The sequence below is a fragment of the Sulfurimonas sp. NWX79 genome (genome assembly GCF_039667035.1).
GTDB lineage: Bacteria > Campylobacterota > Campylobacteria > Campylobacterales > Sulfurimonadaceae > Sulfurimonas > Sulfurimonas indica.
In genome coordinates this window covers 1-15,616 of record NZ_JALCZL010000021.1, presented here as the reverse complement: position 1 = coordinate 15,616, position 15,616 = coordinate 1, and the positions used below count along the sequence as shown (strand labels likewise).

Annotated in this window: 17 protein-coding genes; 9 read left to right on the top strand and 8 right to left on the bottom strand. The window is 37.2% G+C overall.

Annotated elements, in window-relative coordinates:
* Window positions 1-12: 12 nt before the first annotated feature.
* From MNY27_RS08705 to MNY27_RS08690, 4 genes are read right to left on the bottom strand one after another with little or no spacing between them, the layout of a single operon-like run.
* A complete protein-coding gene (locus MNY27_RS08705) occupies window positions 13-717 on the bottom strand; it encodes a Sir2 family NAD-dependent protein deacetylase (protein ID WP_152183242.1) in 705 nt (234 codons plus the stop codon).
* A 1-nt stretch (window position 718) separates the two neighbouring features.
* The gene (locus MNY27_RS08700; RefSeq protein WP_152183241.1) at window positions 719-1,558 is read right to left on the bottom strand and encodes a D-hexose-6-phosphate mutarotase; all 840 of its coding nucleotides are present in this window, start codon (window positions 1,556-1,558) and stop codon (window positions 719-721) included.
* Between the two features lie 2 nt (window positions 1,559-1,560).
* Window positions 1,561-2,823 (bottom strand): sugar MFS transporter, encoded by a 1,263-nt coding sequence (locus tag MNY27_RS08695; RefSeq protein WP_152183240.1) that lies wholly within the window; start codon window positions 2,821-2,823, stop codon window positions 1,561-1,563.
* A complete protein-coding gene (locus tag MNY27_RS08690) occupies window positions 2,816-3,643 on the bottom strand; it encodes an HAD family hydrolase (RefSeq protein WP_346392160.1) in 828 nt (275 codons plus the stop codon). The genes MNY27_RS08695 and MNY27_RS08690 overlap by 8 nt, the downstream gene beginning before the upstream one ends.
* Window positions 3,644-3,674: 31 nt before the next feature.
* Between MNY27_RS08690 and MNY27_RS08685 the strand changes: the two genes are divergently transcribed.
* Entirely contained in the window at window positions 3,675-4,373 is a 699-nt protein-coding gene (locus MNY27_RS08685; RefSeq protein ID WP_152183238.1) for an SDR family NAD(P)-dependent oxidoreductase, read from the top strand.
* Here the strand turns inward: MNY27_RS08685 and MNY27_RS08680 are convergent.
* From MNY27_RS08680 to fliD, 3 genes are read right to left on the bottom strand one after another with little or no spacing between them, the layout of a single operon-like run.
* A complete protein-coding gene (locus MNY27_RS08680) occupies window positions 4,363-4,617 on the bottom strand; it encodes a hypothetical protein (protein WP_152183237.1) in 255 nt (84 codons plus the stop codon). The genes MNY27_RS08685 and MNY27_RS08680 overlap by 11 nt on opposite strands.
* Entirely contained in the window at window positions 4,607-4,978 is a 372-nt protein-coding gene (gene fliS, locus MNY27_RS08675; RefSeq protein ID WP_152183261.1) for a flagellar export chaperone FliS, read from the bottom strand. The genes MNY27_RS08680 and fliS overlap by 11 nt, the downstream gene beginning before the upstream one ends.
* A 59-nt stretch (window positions 4,979-5,037) precedes the next feature.
* A complete protein-coding gene (gene fliD, locus MNY27_RS08670; RefSeq protein ID WP_152183236.1) occupies window positions 5,038-6,408 on the bottom strand; it encodes a flagellar filament capping protein FliD in 1,371 nt (456 codons plus the stop codon).
* A gap of 143 nt (window positions 6,409-6,551) precedes the next feature.
* Here fliD and MNY27_RS08665 point away from each other — a divergent pair, with 143 nt between their 5' ends.
* The 8 genes from MNY27_RS08665 to MNY27_RS08630 are packed head-to-tail and all read left to right on the top strand — an operon-like array spanning window position 6,552 to window position 15,351.
* Window positions 6,552-7,739 (top strand): UDP-N-acetylglucosamine 4,6-dehydratase, encoded by a 1,188-nt coding sequence (locus MNY27_RS08665; RefSeq protein WP_152183235.1) that lies wholly within the window; start codon window positions 6,552-6,554, stop codon window positions 7,737-7,739.
* Complete coding sequence (locus tag MNY27_RS08660) at window positions 7,739-8,878, top strand: LegC family aminotransferase (protein ID WP_152183234.1); 1,140 nt, start codon at window positions 7,739-7,741, stop codon at window positions 8,876-8,878. Before MNY27_RS08665 ends, MNY27_RS08660 begins: the two co-directional genes overlap by 1 nt.
* The gene (locus MNY27_RS08655) at window positions 8,878-9,450 is read left to right on the top strand and encodes a NeuD/PglB/VioB family sugar acetyltransferase (RefSeq protein ID WP_346392159.1); all 573 of its coding nucleotides are present in this window, start codon (window positions 8,878-8,880) and stop codon (window positions 9,448-9,450) included. The genes MNY27_RS08660 and MNY27_RS08655 overlap by 1 nt, the downstream gene beginning before the upstream one ends.
* Window positions 9,447-10,445 (top strand): N-acetylneuraminate synthase, encoded by a 999-nt coding sequence (neuB, locus tag MNY27_RS08650; RefSeq protein ID WP_152183232.1) that lies wholly within the window; start codon window positions 9,447-9,449, stop codon window positions 10,443-10,445. The genes MNY27_RS08655 and neuB overlap by 4 nt, the downstream gene beginning before the upstream one ends.
* Entirely contained in the window at window positions 10,442-11,608 is a 1,167-nt protein-coding gene (neuC, locus tag MNY27_RS08645) for a UDP-N-acetylglucosamine 2-epimerase (RefSeq protein ID WP_152183231.1), read from the top strand. Before neuB ends, neuC begins: the two co-directional genes overlap by 4 nt.
* On the top strand, window positions 11,601-12,647 hold the full coding sequence (locus tag MNY27_RS08640) for a nucleotidyltransferase family protein (protein ID WP_152183230.1): 1,047 nt from the start codon (window positions 11,601-11,603) through the stop codon (window positions 12,645-12,647). Before neuC ends, MNY27_RS08640 begins: the two co-directional genes overlap by 8 nt.
* A complete protein-coding gene (locus MNY27_RS08635; RefSeq protein ID WP_152183229.1) occupies window positions 12,647-13,333 on the top strand; it encodes an acylneuraminate cytidylyltransferase family protein in 687 nt (228 codons plus the stop codon). Before MNY27_RS08640 ends, MNY27_RS08635 begins: the two co-directional genes overlap by 1 nt.
* Complete coding sequence (locus MNY27_RS08630) at window positions 13,333-15,351, top strand: 6-hydroxymethylpterin diphosphokinase MptE-like protein (protein ID WP_152183228.1); 2,019 nt, start codon at window positions 13,333-13,335, stop codon at window positions 15,349-15,351. The genes MNY27_RS08635 and MNY27_RS08630 overlap by 1 nt, the downstream gene beginning before the upstream one ends.
* Window positions 15,352-15,463: 112 nt before the next feature.
* Here MNY27_RS08630 and MNY27_RS08625 read toward each other — a convergent pair.
* Window positions 15,464-15,616, bottom strand: a 153-nt coding sequence (locus MNY27_RS08625; protein WP_346392170.1) for a flagellin, incomplete at its 5' end; no start/stop codon positions are given.

Here is a 15,616-nt window from a genome sequence, read left to right as displayed (position 1 = left end):
CAAAAAAACATTTTAAATATTCCCCAAGAACTCCTTAGTATCTTCTATTATCTCATCAATCGCTTCTGTAGCTTTTTTATACAAAACTTTTGAGTATAATGTATCGTCAATGGCTGGGCTTGGTTCCAGATTATTAAGTATTGAGTAGCGAATGCCCCCTCTAATGAACACATCTGTATTGATGACAATACCACTTGTCCCGATGACTATAAGCATCTCACAATCATCTAGCTCTTTATACATATCTGCATATTTTGGTGCTGCTTCTCCGAAAAAGACAACATTTGGTCGCAGTAGGTGTGAACATCTCGGACAAGCGTCATAGACCTCACGCAGCTTTGCATAGCCGATGTCATCCAAAAAACCACAGGCTTCACATCGTACCTCACGCAAGAAACCATGCAGATGCAACAGATCTCTACATCCTGCTCTTTCAAACATATCATCCACATTTTGCGTGATAATGGTAATGTCTTTTGGATATTTTTTCTTAAGTTTTACTATCTCATGATGTGCTCTATTGGGTTCTTTGTCTTGAATATCTTCACGTCGTTTATCATAAAAGGCAATCGTCTCTTCATAGTTCCAGTCCAAACACCCCACAGAACAAATCTCTTCTATCTTATAGTTATCCCAAAGACCTCCACTGTCTCGAAAGGTTGATATCCCACTCTCGGCACTGATTCCTGCACCTGAAAATATAACTACTTTTGCCATTTTAAACCTCCTGATAGTGAACTGTGATCGTATCTTTCTGACCTGCCTGAAGAGTTTTAAAATCATCAAAAGCATTGGCACTCTCTATGCAGACAAACTCTTTGTAAGCCTCATTTTTCATACCACTCATTTGTGAACATTTTTCTATCCATGGATTCCACACGATAGCCGAAGCAGAATTCTCTGCCAAAATCTCTACTCTTCTCTTGCCATCACAGAGAAAAATCTTACCTATAGCCCCTTCATAGACTCTATCAATTTCACTTTCAATAATTATTGGCTTATTCTCTACATATCTTTTCTCACGCAGCGTATCTAAAAAAGAGATACCTTCCAAACCACAAATGGTTACATTGGCAATATCAGATACTTGAAAATAGCTATGAAATGCTTGCGTAAGAAGGAACTCTCTACTATCACAGTTATGTGTAGTCATAGAGATAGTGAGTTTTTCAGAGATACGAAACACAACATCCAAAACAAATTCATAATCCCAAACTTCTCGACTCTGGATACTGCTTTTTAACTGCAGATGTACCTCTGTGAGCTTTGGAGTTGGTTCTTCCACTGAGATAAGTTCAAAAAGCATTACCCTTGCAAAACCATGCTGAGGAAGTGTTTTATCAAGGTTTCCAAATCGTGGCCAACAAAGCGGTATGCCACCGCGAATAGCTACACCTTCTTTAAAACTGCTCTCATCACTCAGCCATAATAAAGATTCTCTCCCTTGTGCCAAGTACTCAAATATATGCGCACCCTGCAGTGTTATCTTTGCGTGAGCTGCTGCATTTGAGATATCAAGATATTCAAATCCATTCTCAAAAGAGCATAGCCCATACATAACTAAACTCTCCAGCCTTTCATTTTATGCCACTTCAATGCATAGATTAGAATAATAAAGTAACAGAGTATGCCAAAGAGGTAAGCCTCTTGCATATTCCCTAAGGTTTGTGCGATACGTCCAAAGGCAAGTGGAAGCAGTGCCCCACCGGCAATGGACATAATGAGCAATGCACTCCCTTTAGCGGTATGTTTCCCCAGATCTTCTAATGCCAAAGGCCAGATAGTCGGCCAAACAAGAGCATTTGCAAGTCCTAAAAGGGCTACAAATACCAAAGAATTTGGTAACAACATAATACCACTCCATCCCCACAGATAAGAAGATATCGTTATATCGGTTGTTGAGGAAAACACTACTCCAAAAAGTAAAATGATACCACTAAGCGCTGAATATGTCAGTGCCTTTTCCTGGGAGAGATATTTTGGGATGAAAAGGACCCCAATGAGATATCCCAGAACCATAAATGCCATTGTATAAGAAGTAAGTGCAGTTACATTTTGCATCCCTATACTCTGTGCATAGAGACCTATGGTATCTCCGGAAATCACTTCGATACCGACATAAAAAAAGAGTGCAACAGCACCTAAGACAACACGAGGAAAACCAAAGATATTTTCATCATCATATATATCTTCCACAAACTCTATCTCAGGGAGTGAGGAAAAGAGAACAAACAGGGCCAAAACAGTCAGCATAACAGCCATAACAATATAAGGTTTTACCAACTGTCCGGCCAATGCTACTCTATCCATACCACTTAAGTCTGTACCTATTTGCATATCTGTAAAAATCAAAGCCGTAAAGACGATGGGAGCTAAAACCCCTGCACCTTTGTTGATAAGTCCCATAATGCTTATACGCATTGCAGCAGACTCAATGGGACCGACTAACACGATGTAAGGGTTCGATGCCGTTTGAAGGATTGTCAGTCCCGTTCCAAGTGTAAAGAGCGCTGTTAAAAATATGCCAAAAGCAGCTGCTTTTGCAGCGGGAATGAAAAGCAGTGCTCCAACAGCCATCACAAAGAGACCTAGTGCCATTCCCTTTTTATATCCTGTCTTCTCTAAGACAAATGCCATAGGCAGTGCCATAACGGTATAGGCGATATAAAAAGCAAAGGTCACAAAAAGTGCCTCAAACTCATTGAGTGTACAGATAACTTTTAAAAAGGGAATAAGTGAACCATTGAGCCATGTTACAAAGCCAAAGATAAAAAAGAGCGTTCCAATGACGAGCATCGGTATAAGTGTTGATTTTCTAGCCATTTTTAAGTGCCTCCAAGTAGCGTGCCACTCCGTCTTCATCATTGGTATGCGGCAGAACGATATCTGCTTTTTCTTTGACACCCTCTTGTGCATTTGCGACAGCTACAGCACTGTTTGCCAGTTCAAACATGCCTATGTCATTGTAGTTATCTCCAAATACGGTCAATTTGTTTAGATCAAATCCGGCTGCTTCACTGACACTTTGTATGCCATGGGCCTTATCAGCATCTTTATGTAAAATCGTCAAAAAATGACACCCCATATAGGCTTCAGGAGCTAAAATATACTTGAGCTCCTCCCCAAAAAGAGCTTTGATATTTTTCTCTAACTCTATTAAAATATCCTCATCTGCCATATAGACGATTTTAAAGTTATTCTCCATTGCTCTTAAGCTTTTAAACTCATGTGTATGGTTATCATTTGAGTAACGTTTAATGATTTCACTCTGATAACCATTGAGTGTTGTAGAGTAGGAAAATGCCTCATTCAGCTCATTATCTACAAGTGAAAGAACAAAGGGGTAAATACCAAGTTTTACCCCCTCATCTATGATAGCATCACCTGTTTCTTTGTCTACAAACTTCGTATCGATGATCTTTTTATCCATCGTTGCAATGAGTGCGCCATCAAGCAGTATCATCGGAGCACTTACAGAAATGCCCTCTAAAAACTGTGCTGTTTTTTTGTAGGTCCTTGCAGTTGCAATGCCTAAAATGGCATCATTTTCATAAGAGTTCCAAATTTTTTTAGTATAATCACTTACAGACAAATCAGAACGCAAAAATGTATGGTCTAAATCAGTTATATAAATATTTTTCATGAATGTAGTATAGCAAAAAGAGGAGCAAAAATTGCAAAAAGCAGTCGTTACGGGAGCAAGCAGTGGGATTGGCAAAGCTATCACACAGAGACTCCTTACAATGGGGTACTCTGTAATCGGTATCAGTCGTACAATCACCTATGAAGCATTTTCTCATCAAAACTTTCAGGCAGTACAAGCAGACTTAAGCCAACCTCACGCAACGCAAGAGCTCTGCAATATTTTACAAAAAGAGGATACTCATATACTGATCAATGCTGCAGGTTTTGGAAGATTTGAACCACATGAAGAACAGAGCTCAAAAATCATAGAACAGATGACCCATCTTAACCTTACAGCTCCTATGCTGCTCACACATGCCACTCTACGATCTTTAAAAAAAAGTGGCGGGTACCTTATCAATATCAACTCCATAGAAGCCTTACGTGCAAGTAAGTTTGCAGCACTTTACTCTGCAACAAAAGCAGGTCTGAAAGCCTTTGGAGATGCGCTCTTTGAAGAGACAAGAAAAAGTGAACTGAGCATCACAAACATCAATCCAGATATGACAGAATCAAACTTTTATGATGAGCTACGTTTTAATGTCAGTGAAGAGGAGAATGAAAAACTACTTGCGAGTGATATCGCCGATGCAGTGGAACATATCCTCACTATGCGAAAAGGCGCAGTTGTAAGTGAATATACGATAAGAAGTTTGCAGTTTGGAATAAAGAAAAAACCTAAGAGCTAATGTCAAACTTTGCAGGAGCGTCGGCAACACCCGACTTTAAAAAGTTTATATTTTTTTTGATCTGTTGCATAGAGGCTTTTGTTTCATCTTTTTTAGCTTCAAGTAACTCTTTTGCTTGAGCAAAAAGAATTAATGCGCTCTCTATCTCTTTTGTATCACTCAAGTGGGGAAGATCTACTAATAAACTCTCTAATAGGGAAAAATCTTCTGTTGCAATAGCAACTTTGAGTTGATTAAGCCACATTTGTTGTCTCTCGCCACGCTTCTAATAAGCCTTTAAAAACATTTGTACACTCATCTAGTTTTTTACTTTCATCTTCTAACATTGCATCAAAGAGCAACTCAAGTTGGTATTCATACAAACCATCTAAATAAAGAGCAATATCACCACCTTTAAAGTCAAGAATAGAACGTAATTCATTCACAATAGCGATCGAGCGATTTAACCAATAAACTTTCTTTTCAATATCTTTATCTTTTATCGCTTTTTTTGCTTGAGCATTAAACCGTAAAACACCCTCATATAACATCTCAATTAACTTTGCCGGAGACTCAACTGAAACATGATTTTCATTATAAATATTATGTGCAACATTAGCATACATCTTAAATCCTTTTTTATCTTTTCTCGATGCCAATTACATCGGCCTTTTCCTCGAAAACCTTAATTATCTTGCGTATTTTGTGTATTTACCATTTGGATAAATGCATTAGCAGAGTTATTCAAACGAGCAATCAGTGCATCATACGCACCCCACTGTTTTACCAAGGTTTCATATCTGTTATCCAATCTCTCGATTGCATCCAGTCTACGCTCTTCAAGTGTAGAGATTCTGTCATTTAAATCTGTTTGAAAACTATCAAGTGTTTTATTAAAACCGGTATAGGCATCTACTTGTGTATAGAGCTCCGCAAATGCTCCATCAATAGCTGTTGTCGTACCATCTCCATTGTCAAAATTACCACCGGTAAAAAACACCTCTACATTGGCTGCGTTCTCATCAAGTTTTTGATTTAAAACATCCTTATCAATACTTAACGTACCATCTTTTGCAATATCAAATCCATAGTCATAAATAGTAGCAACTCCACCACCTATCTCATCCATAGCCATTCTCAATGCTCTTTGCAGACCTCTGATTGTACTGTCTGAGGCAAAAATCCCTCTCTCTTGGGCATCTGTACTGTTTTTTGTGAGTGACTCTAACTCTTTCATCGCATCATTATATTTTGTGACAAAATTATCGATTTTTTCCATGATAGCATCACGGTTTTGCTCGACTTTCACAGTAGAAGTTCCTAAACTTTTAAGTGTAATATCGTAACCTGTAATGAGATCAGTTATATTATTAGAAGTGCGTGTAATTGCCTGTCCATTATAGGTAAACTGAGCATCAACACCTGTCTGGACAGCTGTTAAATCATTTGTCAATTGTGTACCTGAAAGATTTCCAGAATTATCTGTAATAGTAATATCTTGTGTAGTTCCAGTATCTACAGAACTTAAAAAGAGTCGATAATCACCACTTGCAACCTGTACAATAGTAGCATTCACTTTATCACCGGCAATATCATTGATAGATTTTTTCAAATCCTCTAAAGTTGTTGTATCTGTATAGTCTATCGTAAAATCTTGTCCATCAATATTAAGGTTCAGACTTCCTGCAGCTGTTGCTATCGTGTCAGTAGAAGCAGTAAAAGAACCTGACTCTTCTATCTGTTTTGTAGCAAGCTGTGTAACATCAAGTGTAAATTCACCAATATCACTGTTTGCACTCGCTGTCATTTCAACTGATGTACCATCGACAGCTACAGTTCGCTCATCATAGAGTGTTGGTGATTTTAAAGCATAAATATTATCTACTAAATTTGTCATTTTTGCATCAAGAACGCTCAATGCAGCTTTTTCATCATTTGCCGCCGCAATTTCTAAATCAATAGGTGTTATTCTTGCAGCTTCATCTGCTTGTCGTAATTGATCTAAAACATCTTGCGTTAAAACACCTGATCCAAGGCCTAGTGAACTTATTGCCATTTTCAATCCTTTGAATAAAAACCTTGTCTTTATTATTTAATGACAATATTATCGGCAAAATTCTAGATATATTTAATTATTTAATATGGTATTAAACTTGCTAGATTCTTTCTAAATCAAACAAATACAACAAAGGTATTCCTGTGAGCATACTGCACCTAATCGGTAGAGAAAAAGAACTCTTTAATGATGATATTACTCTCTATGACAAAGAGCTCAGCACCATTGTAAGCAATTCCCGCTTTTTAGTTCTTGGAGGTGCTGGAAGCATTGGTAGTGCCGTTGTTAAAGAGATATTTTCTCGTAATCCAAAGAAACTTCATGTTGTTGATATTGCTGAAAACAATCTTGCTGAACTTGTTCGAGATGTTCGCAGCTCTTACGGCTACATCGATGGAGAATTTGCCACTTTTGCACTCGATATCGGCAGCCAAATATATGATGCTTTTTTTGAAAATGATGGGAAATATGACTATATTTTAAATCTCTCGGCACTCAAACATGTCCGCAGTGAAAAAGACCCTTACACGCTGATGCGTATGTGTGAGGTCAATATCTTCAATACTGACAAAACTCTCAAGCAAGCAAGTGGCAAAGGTGTAAAAAAATACTTTTGTGTCTCAACAGACAAGGCAGCAAATCCTGTCAATATGATGGGAGCAAGCAAGCGGATAATGGAGATGTTTGTCCATCGAAACTCGCTTGATATCGAAGTTTCTATGGCTCGTTTTGCCAATGTCGCTTTTAGTGATGGTTCCTTGCTTCACAGCTTTAATATGCGGCTTGAAAAAAAACAACCTATTGTCGCACCAAACGATGTAAAACGCTATTTTGTCACACCAAAAGAGAGTGGTGAACTTTGCTTGATGAGTGCACTTTTTGGCCAAAACAGAGATATCTTTTTTCCAAAACTCAGTGAAGCCCTCCACTTGATATCTTTTTCGGATATCGCTGTAAAATACCTCAAAGAAAAAGGGTATGAACCTTATTTGTGTAAAAGTGAAGATGAAGCCAGAGAGCTTGCAAAAACATTACCTCAAAAAGGAAAATGGCCCTGTCTTTTTACAAAAAGTGATACAACAGGCGAAAAGGATTTTGAAGAGTTCTTTACTGACAATGAGACTCTTGATATGGAACGATTTAACAATCTTGGTATTATCAAAAATGAGCTTGATTTTGATGCAGAAAAACTTCAAGATTTTGAAAGTGAACTTGAAAAAATGCAAACACAACACACGTGGAGCAAAGAAGCAATCGTTGCAGAGTTTTTCAAACTTCTACCAAATTTTGAATATGAAGATAAGAAAAAATATTTGGACGGAAAGATGTAATGCAAGAAATTACTGACTTTATTCATAAACTCTATAACACAGAAGCATTTATCCCTCTCCATGAACCTCGTTTTTTAGGTAATGAAAAGAGATACCTCAATGAATGTATAGACTCTACTTTTGTCTCTTCTGTCGGCAAATTTGTCACACGTTTTGAAGAGGAGTTTGCCGATTATGTTGGCAGTAAATATGCTATTGCCTGTGTTAATGGCACATCTGCCCTCCATGCAGCTTTAAAGCTTGCAGGAGTAACGCAGGGAGATGAAGTCCTCACGCAGGCTTTGAGTTTTATAGCAACAAGTAACGCTATCAGTTACTGCGGTGCAGAGCCTGTTTTTTTAGATGTAGATAAAACTACTTTAGGCTTGAGTGTCAAAGCACTGCAAACTTTTTTAGAAGAATATTGTGTTATCCAAAATGGTCAGTGCAAAAACAAAAAAAGTGGCAAAACAATTAAAGCCTGTGTACCGATGCATACATTTGGACACCCTTGCGAAATTGATACTATAGCCTCTCTGTGTAAAGCATGGCGTATCACACTGATTGAAGACAGTGCTGAAAGCCTGGGAAGTTTTTATAAAAACAAACATACGGGGACCTTTGGGAAAATGGGTGTTTTTAGTTTTAACGGTAATAAAATCATCACTTCAGGCGGAGGCGGTGTGATTGTAACAGATGATGAAGCATTGGCAAAACATTTAAAACATATCACGACAACAGCAAAGGTACCTCATCAATGGGAATACATACACGATGAGATAGGCTTTAACTACCGTATGCCAAATATCAATGCAGCACTTCTTGTCGCCCAGATGGAACAGCTTGAGAGATTTTTAGCTGATAAAAGAGCCTTGGCAGAAGAGTATAAAAAGTTTTTTGAAAATTTTGACGATATAGCATTCATTCAAGAGCCACAAGAAGCACAAAGCAACTATTGGCTCAATGCCATCTCTTTTGAGAATCAAAAACAGAGAGATGTTTTTTTGGAATTTAGCAATAAACATGGAGTTATGAGTCGTCCAGTATGGAAGCTTTTGAGTGAACTTACTATGTTCCACGAATGCTATAACGATGGACTGAAAAATTCTAAAGAGTTACAAGAAAAAATAGTAAATATCCCAAGTGGAGTAAGATTATAATGAAAGAGATTCTACTTATTGGTGGTGGTGGACACTGCAAAAGTGTCATTGATGTCATAGAACAGGAAAAACGCTTTAAGATAGCCGGTATTATTGAAAAATTTACAGGAGAATCTCAAGCTGTTTTAAACTACCCGCTAATCGGCTGTGATGATGATTTGGAGGAGTTACGCAAGCGTTATAAGTACGCTTTCATCACTATTGGACATATAAAGTCAAACTCTGTTCGCATCAAACTTTTTGAAAAGCTCAAAGCCCTTGATTTTACTATTCCAACAATCATCTCTCCTCTTGCCTATTGTTCAGAACATGCAACAGTTGGTGAAGGGACAGTTGTTATGCATCACGCCCTTGTAAATGCAGGTGCAGAAGTTGGAAAAAACTGCATCATCAATTCTAAAACACTTCTAGAGCATGACACTATAGTAGAAGATAATTGTCATATATCAACAGCTTCCGTACTTAATGGTAATGTCCTTGTAAAAGCCAATAGCTTTGTCGGGAGTGGTGTAACTACAAAACAGGGAATCATTTTGGAAGGATTTATAAAAGCCGGGAGTCTTGTAAAATGAGTGTTTTTATCATTGCTGAAGCTGGTGTAAATCATAACGGCAGTATAGAACTTGCTAAACAACTTATCGATGTAGCCAGTGATGCCGGTGCGAATGCAGTAAAGTTTCAAACATTTAAAGCTGAGAAACTTGTCAGCAAAAGTGCTAAAAAAGCAGCCTATCAGCAAAAAAACATGCAAGAAGAGGATGACTCACAGTTTGAGATGCTTAAAAAACTTGAACTCGATACTGCAGTACATCAAGAGCTTATAGAGTATTGTCAAAGCAAGAGCATCATGTTTCTCTCCACGCCTTTTGACTTAGAAAGCATAGAACTTTTAAATGATTTGGATTTAGAAATTTTTAAAATTCCAAGTGGTGAAATCACTAACCTGCCCTACTTGCGTGCTATTGCTAGGCTTGATAAAAAAGTAGTCCTCTCAACAGGAATGGCAACAATGCAAGAAGTAAAAGATGCTTTTCATGTTCTTCTTTGCAACGGAACAAAAAAAGAAAATATTACCATATTACATGCAAATACAATGTACCCAACACCTATGGAAGATGTAAACCTGCGGGCAATGCTCAGTATTGAAAAAGAGCTTGACGTAGCCGTTGGCTACAGCGACCATACCCTAGGCATCGAGGTCCCTATAGCAGCTGTTGCAATGGGAGCAAGTGTAATAGAAAAACACTTTACCCTCTCACGTACACTGCCTGGTCCTGATCATAAAGCCTCTTTAGAACCAGATGAGCTCAAAGCAATGGTACACTCCATCCGTAATATCGAAAAAGCACTTGGTTCTTCTGAGAAAAAACCATCTCCTAGTGAAACACCAAATATCACAGTAGCACGTAAAAGTATCGTTGCGGCAAAAGAGATTAAAGAAGGGGAAGTTCTCCGCGAAGACAATCTTGATGTCAAACGCCCCGGTAGTGGAATCAGCCCTATGAAGTGGGATGAGATTCTAGGAAGTATCGCACAAAAAAATTATGCCAAAGATGATATGATATGAGAAAGATAGCCCTCGTTACTGCAACGCGCGCAGAGTATGGATTGCTAAAGCCTCTGATTAAAAAAGTTGATGCTGATGCAAATTTAGAACTACAACTCATAGTAACTGGGGCTCATCTCTCTCAAAGTTTTGGCAACACTTATGAAGAGATAGAAAAGTGTTTCACTATCAGTGCAAAAATACCTCTTCCCCTTGAGGAAAACAGACCACAAAGTAACTCTTTGGCAATGGCCAAACTGCAAACAGAGCTTACACAAACACTTACAGAACTAAAATCTGATATAGTTGTTATCTTAGGAGATAGATATGAGATGCTTAGTGTCGCTGCAACAGCTACAATACTGCACATTCCAATAGCACATATTCATGGAGGGGAAGTAACACAAGGAGCAATGGACGATGCTCTTCGTCACGCAATTACAAAACTGTCACATCTTCACTTTACTGCGACACAGGAGTATAAAAAAAGAGTCTTACAAATGGGTGAAGAACCTTGGAGAGTACACAATATCGGGGCACTTGGTATTGAAAATATTAAAAAACTCAAACTTCTAAACAGAGAAGAATTTGAAGAGTCCATAGGTATAAAACTCAAAGAAAAAAATCTACTTATAACCTACCATCCAGAAACACTCGCTGCGCTCTCTCCAAAAGAACAGTTTCAAGAGCTTCTAGATGCACTTGAAGACCTTGATGATACACTCCTTATTTTCACCAAAGCAAATGCCGACACAGGAGGTACTATCATCAACTCTATGATAGATACATTTATCAGTGAACATACCAATGCTATTGTTTTCACATCACTCGGGCAACTTCGATATTTTAGTGCCATACAATATGTTGACGGAGTTATAGGAAACAGCTCAAGTGGTATTTTGGAAGTACCTAGTTTTCAAAAACCAACTATCAATATTGGTAAGCGTCAAGAGGGACGACTCCAGGCAGTATCTGTTATCAATGTTTCTATTGATAAACAAAGTATTCAAAAAGCAATAGCACAGATATATACACCAACTCTGCAAGAAAAACTGCAACACAACATAAATCCCTATGAATCTTCCCATGAGACATCACAGCAAATTATAGAGGTTTTAAAAAGTGTTTCCCTGCAAGATCTTTTAATCAAAAAATTTCATACCATAAAGGACTGTAATGAATAATTATACAAATATCTTACTAAGAAAAAACTCTAGCATTAAAGAGGCTTTGGAGGTAATAGACAAAGGTGCTATGCGTATTGCCATCGTACTTGATGAAGATGAAAAAGTTGTAGGAACACTGACCGATGGCGATATCCGTCGTGGACTCTTAAATGGTCTTACTCTTGACTCTAGCATAGAAGGACTTTACTTTAAAGAGCCAACTTTGGCAAATATCAATGACTCAAAAGAGCTCATTGTCCAAAAAGCCATTCGTAAACAAATCTATCAAATTCCCATCGTTGATGATGAAGGAAGACTTGTCAAGATAGAAGAGCTCTCAAACCTCTTAAAAACAAATGCAAAAAGCAATCGTGTCATCCTAATGGCAGGAGGCCTCGGTACAAGACTCCATCCCCTCACGCAGGATGTACCAAAACCACTATTAAAGGTTGGAAACAAACCTATTTTAGAGACCATTATAGAAAATTTTGCAAAGTATGGATTTGTAAATATTACTATCAGTGTCAACTATAAAGCAGAAATGATAAAAGAGTATTTTGGTGATGGTGCAAGTCTTGGCGTAAATATTGAATATATCGAGGAATCAAAACGCTTAGGTACAGCAGGGGCACTTTCACTTATGCAAGAGAGACCACAAGAACCATTTTTTGTGATGAATGCTGATCTGCTTACAAATGTCAACTTCGAGCATCTACTTGACTTTCATATGATGGAGCACTCAGTAGCAACAATGTGTGTTCGAGAATATGATTATCAAGTACCTTATGGTGTCATTGAAACAGACGGAAGTAAGATCATCTCCATCAAAGAGAAACCTGTACACAAGTTTTTTGTCAATGCCGGTATCTATGTACTCTCTCCACAGGTTTTTGAATATATTCCAAAAAATGAGTTTTATGATATGCCAACACTCTTTAATGATATCATTCAAGATAAGCTCAAATCTATCTCTTTTCCTATTCATGAGTACTGGCTCGATATTGGACGCATGAGTGACTTTGAACAGGCTCAAAATGAATATGGAGAGATCTTTTAATGCTTGATGGTAAAACTTTTTTAGCTGTTATTCCTGCTCGAGGTGGTAGCAAACGCCTTCCTCGTAAAAATATCTTACCATTAGCAGGGAAACCCTTGATTACATGGAGCATTGAGGCTGCTAAAAAGAGTAGGTATCTTGATGAAGTAGTTGTCTCAAGCGATGATAATGAGATACTCTCAATAGCAAAACAAAATGCTCTGCAAGTTATTAAAAGGCCTGATAGACTAGCCAATGATACAGCTAGCAGCATAGATGTTATCAAACATACCCTGAATATATTTTCCAGTTATGACTATGTTGTACTTCTACAACCGACAAGTCCCTTACGTGAGAAAAAACATATAGATGAAGCGATTGAATTATTAGTTCAACAAGAGGCTGATGCTGTCATATCTGTTTGTGAGGTCGAGCACTCTCCATTATGGAGTAATACTCTTGGAGAAAACAACAGTATGTCAGGATTTTTGGACCAAAAATTGCTAAATTTACGTAGTCAAGAACTCAAACAGTACTATAGACTCAATGGTGCAATTTATATAGCAAAAACAGAGCTACTCTTAACACAAGATACATTTTTTTTAGAAAAAAATATTTATGCTTATATTATGCCCCAAAAAGAGTCAGTAGATATAGATACACAACTCGATTTTGATTTTGCTACATTTTTAATTCAAGGAAAGTAATGGATAACTCCTCAATCGAAACCCAAGCGCAAAACACCTATAAAAATAATATGCTTTACTTCCAAGCAGAATATCAAGGTCTTTATAATCAACTTACAGCCTTTGAAAATGCACTGCAAAATCAATACTACACACCAAGATATGAGCTCGAATATAAAGAAGAAGGTTACTTTGATGTAGTAGAGATTGAGAGTGGAAAGTGGCTCTATAATATGGATAGCAATAAGCATGCGCAGATGGTGAAAGAGCATATTGATTTTTCCAAGAAAGACAACCTGTTTGAAACTTTTAGAGATCTTTCCTTTAGCGAAGAAATGCTTCAAAAATATGAAAAAATGAACCCTTTGGAATCTGCAATTGTCACAATTGCACCTATTGTAAACTATACAAATCAGTTTGCGAACAAAGATACAACGATGAAAAAACTCTATAAGTTTATTTTTATGGGAGTAGGGCTTGGTCTCCATCTTACGAAAGTACATGAGAAAATCAATGCTTACACATATTTTATCGTAGAAGATGACTTGGAACTTTTTTATCTCTCTTTGTTTGTAACAGATTATAAGGCGTTGACAAACAATGGTGCGACACTCATCTTCTCTATCTTTGACGATAATGATATCTTTCGCTATAAAATCCAGGCCTTTTTAAGAGAAATGCCTATCTATAACCATTACCTAAAATATTTTCAACTATTAAGTCATTCTACTGATAAGCTCAAAATTATCCATAGTGTGATCATCTCACAAGATTATCTCAAGTTTCCGCACTCAGCTGTTATGCAGATATATTTACGTCCACTTGATTATATTAAAGATGGATATAAATATGTAAATATTGAAGCTCTCTCCCAAATGGCTCTTTTACAGAAACATCCTGTTCTTTTACTCGCTGCAGGACCATCACTTCAAAACAACATAGAATGGGTAGAAAAACATCAAAATAACTTTACTATCATTGCCGTTAGTGCCACTATGGGTCTTTTAGAAAAACACAATGTAAAACCGGATATTCTCATTCATGTTGACGGATTTCAAGCGAGTATGAAACACCTTGAAAATGTTAAAAATATTGATTTTTTCAATGACGCCATTGCTTTGTTTGCCTCTTTTACCTATCCAGAATTTGCGCAAGCTTTTGAAAAAGAGAATGTCTATATTTTTCAAGCAGCAGCTACTATAAAAAAAGGGTATGGCCAACTTACAGCTTCCAATGTTGGCATTATGAGCTATGCACTTGCCGTAAAATTCCAAGCTCAAGAGTTCTATGCTCTTGGACTTGATATGGCGCTTGATGCCGACACAGGGCAAACACATCTATCTGAACATATTCACAGTAAAAAGCTTGATATTGACCATGTGCTTGACTTAGAAGAAAATATCAACTATCATGACACAGTACTAACCACCGAAGGAAACTTCCAAGATGAAGTACCAACAACACCACACTTTATCGCTTCTTTAGCAGAACTTCGTGGAATTTTGAGTAGACTGCAATCAGATGAGCAAAAAACATATAATCTCTCTAATGGTGCTGCTATTTACAAAGCAAGTCCAAAAAAAATGGAAGATATTAAACTTCAATATACACTAAAAAAACCAGATTTATCGCTTCAGGAGGCTTTTAAGAAGTTCTCTTCTATTGGTTTATCAAATGATGAGATAAAAATCATTCAACAAAGAGTTGAGCATGCTACAAATATTTTAAATCTTCTTGACTCTTTCCAAAAGAAAAACTTTAGCTCTCTTGATAAATTTCATTATGAGCTTCTTGGCTTGTTTATGGATATCTTAGCTGAAGATGGAAGAGATGAAGTAGGGGATACAGATAAAGTCATTAGTCTTTACATACAGATGGTCAGCGGATACATCTTTGATTTTATCAATACAAAAGAGATTGATAATCCAAAAAAACATATCAAAAAACTTAGTAAGCTGCTAACTACGCAACTGACTAGATTGATAACATATTATAAAGAGTATTTGGAAGATTTTTTAAAAGAGATAGAAAAAAACTAAGCCAAAAAGGCTTAGTTTTAAAGAAATGTTACACTTTACTACTGAAGTAGACGAAGTACATTTTCTAAAGAAACTTGCTCACAAGGCTAAAGCCTTGTTTTAGCGATTATTACTACTGTAATAATCTAAGCACGTTTTGTTGTACAGCATTCGCCTGACTCATTGCATATGAACCAGATTGTGCTAAGATATTTCTTTTGTTGAAGTTTGCAGACTCAGCAGCAAAGTCAACATCACGAATTTGAGATTCAGCAGCAGTAATATT

Bases quoted from the DNA above. Each gene is read 5' to 3' on its own strand.
- MNY27_RS08705 (WP_152183242.1), bottom strand. From the start codon at position 717: ATGGCAAAAGTAGTTATATTTTCAGGTGCAGGAATCAGTGCCGAGAGT.
- MNY27_RS08700 (WP_152183241.1), bottom strand. From the start codon at position 1,558: ATGTATGGGCTATGCTCTTTTGAGAATGGATTTGAATATCTTGATATC.
- MNY27_RS08695 (WP_152183240.1), bottom strand. From the start codon at position 2,823: ATGGCTAGAAAATCAACACTTATACCGATGCTCGTCATTGGAACGCTC.
- MNY27_RS08690 (WP_346392160.1), bottom strand. From the start codon at position 3,643: ATGAAAAATATTTATATAACTGATTTAGACCATACATTTTTGCGTTCT.
- MNY27_RS08680 (WP_152183237.1), bottom strand. From the start codon at position 4,617: ATGTGGCTTAATCAACTCAAAGTTGCTATTGCAACAGAAGATTTTTCC.
- fliS (WP_152183261.1), bottom strand. From the start codon at position 4,978: ATGTATGCTAATGTTGCACATAATATTTATAATGAAAATCATGTTTCA.
- fliD (WP_152183236.1), bottom strand. From the start codon at position 6,408: ATGGCAATAAGTTCACTAGGCCTTGGATCAGGTGTTTTAACGCAAGAT.
- MNY27_RS08660 (WP_152183234.1), top strand. From the start codon at position 7,739: ATGCAAGAAATTACTGACTTTATTCATAAACTCTATAACACAGAAGCA.
- MNY27_RS08655 (WP_346392159.1), top strand. From the start codon at position 8,878: ATGAAAGAGATTCTACTTATTGGTGGTGGTGGACACTGCAAAAGTGTC.
- neuB (WP_152183232.1), top strand. From the start codon at position 9,447: ATGAGTGTTTTTATCATTGCTGAAGCTGGTGTAAATCATAACGGCAGT.
- neuC (WP_152183231.1), top strand. From the start codon at position 10,442: ATGAGAAAGATAGCCCTCGTTACTGCAACGCGCGCAGAGTATGGATTG.
- MNY27_RS08640 (WP_152183230.1), top strand. From the start codon at position 11,601: ATGAATAATTATACAAATATCTTACTAAGAAAAAACTCTAGCATTAAA.
- MNY27_RS08635 (WP_152183229.1), top strand. From the start codon at position 12,647: ATGCTTGATGGTAAAACTTTTTTAGCTGTTATTCCTGCTCGAGGTGGT.
- MNY27_RS08630 (WP_152183228.1), top strand. From the start codon at position 13,333: ATGGATAACTCCTCAATCGAAACCCAAGCGCAAAACACCTATAAAAAT.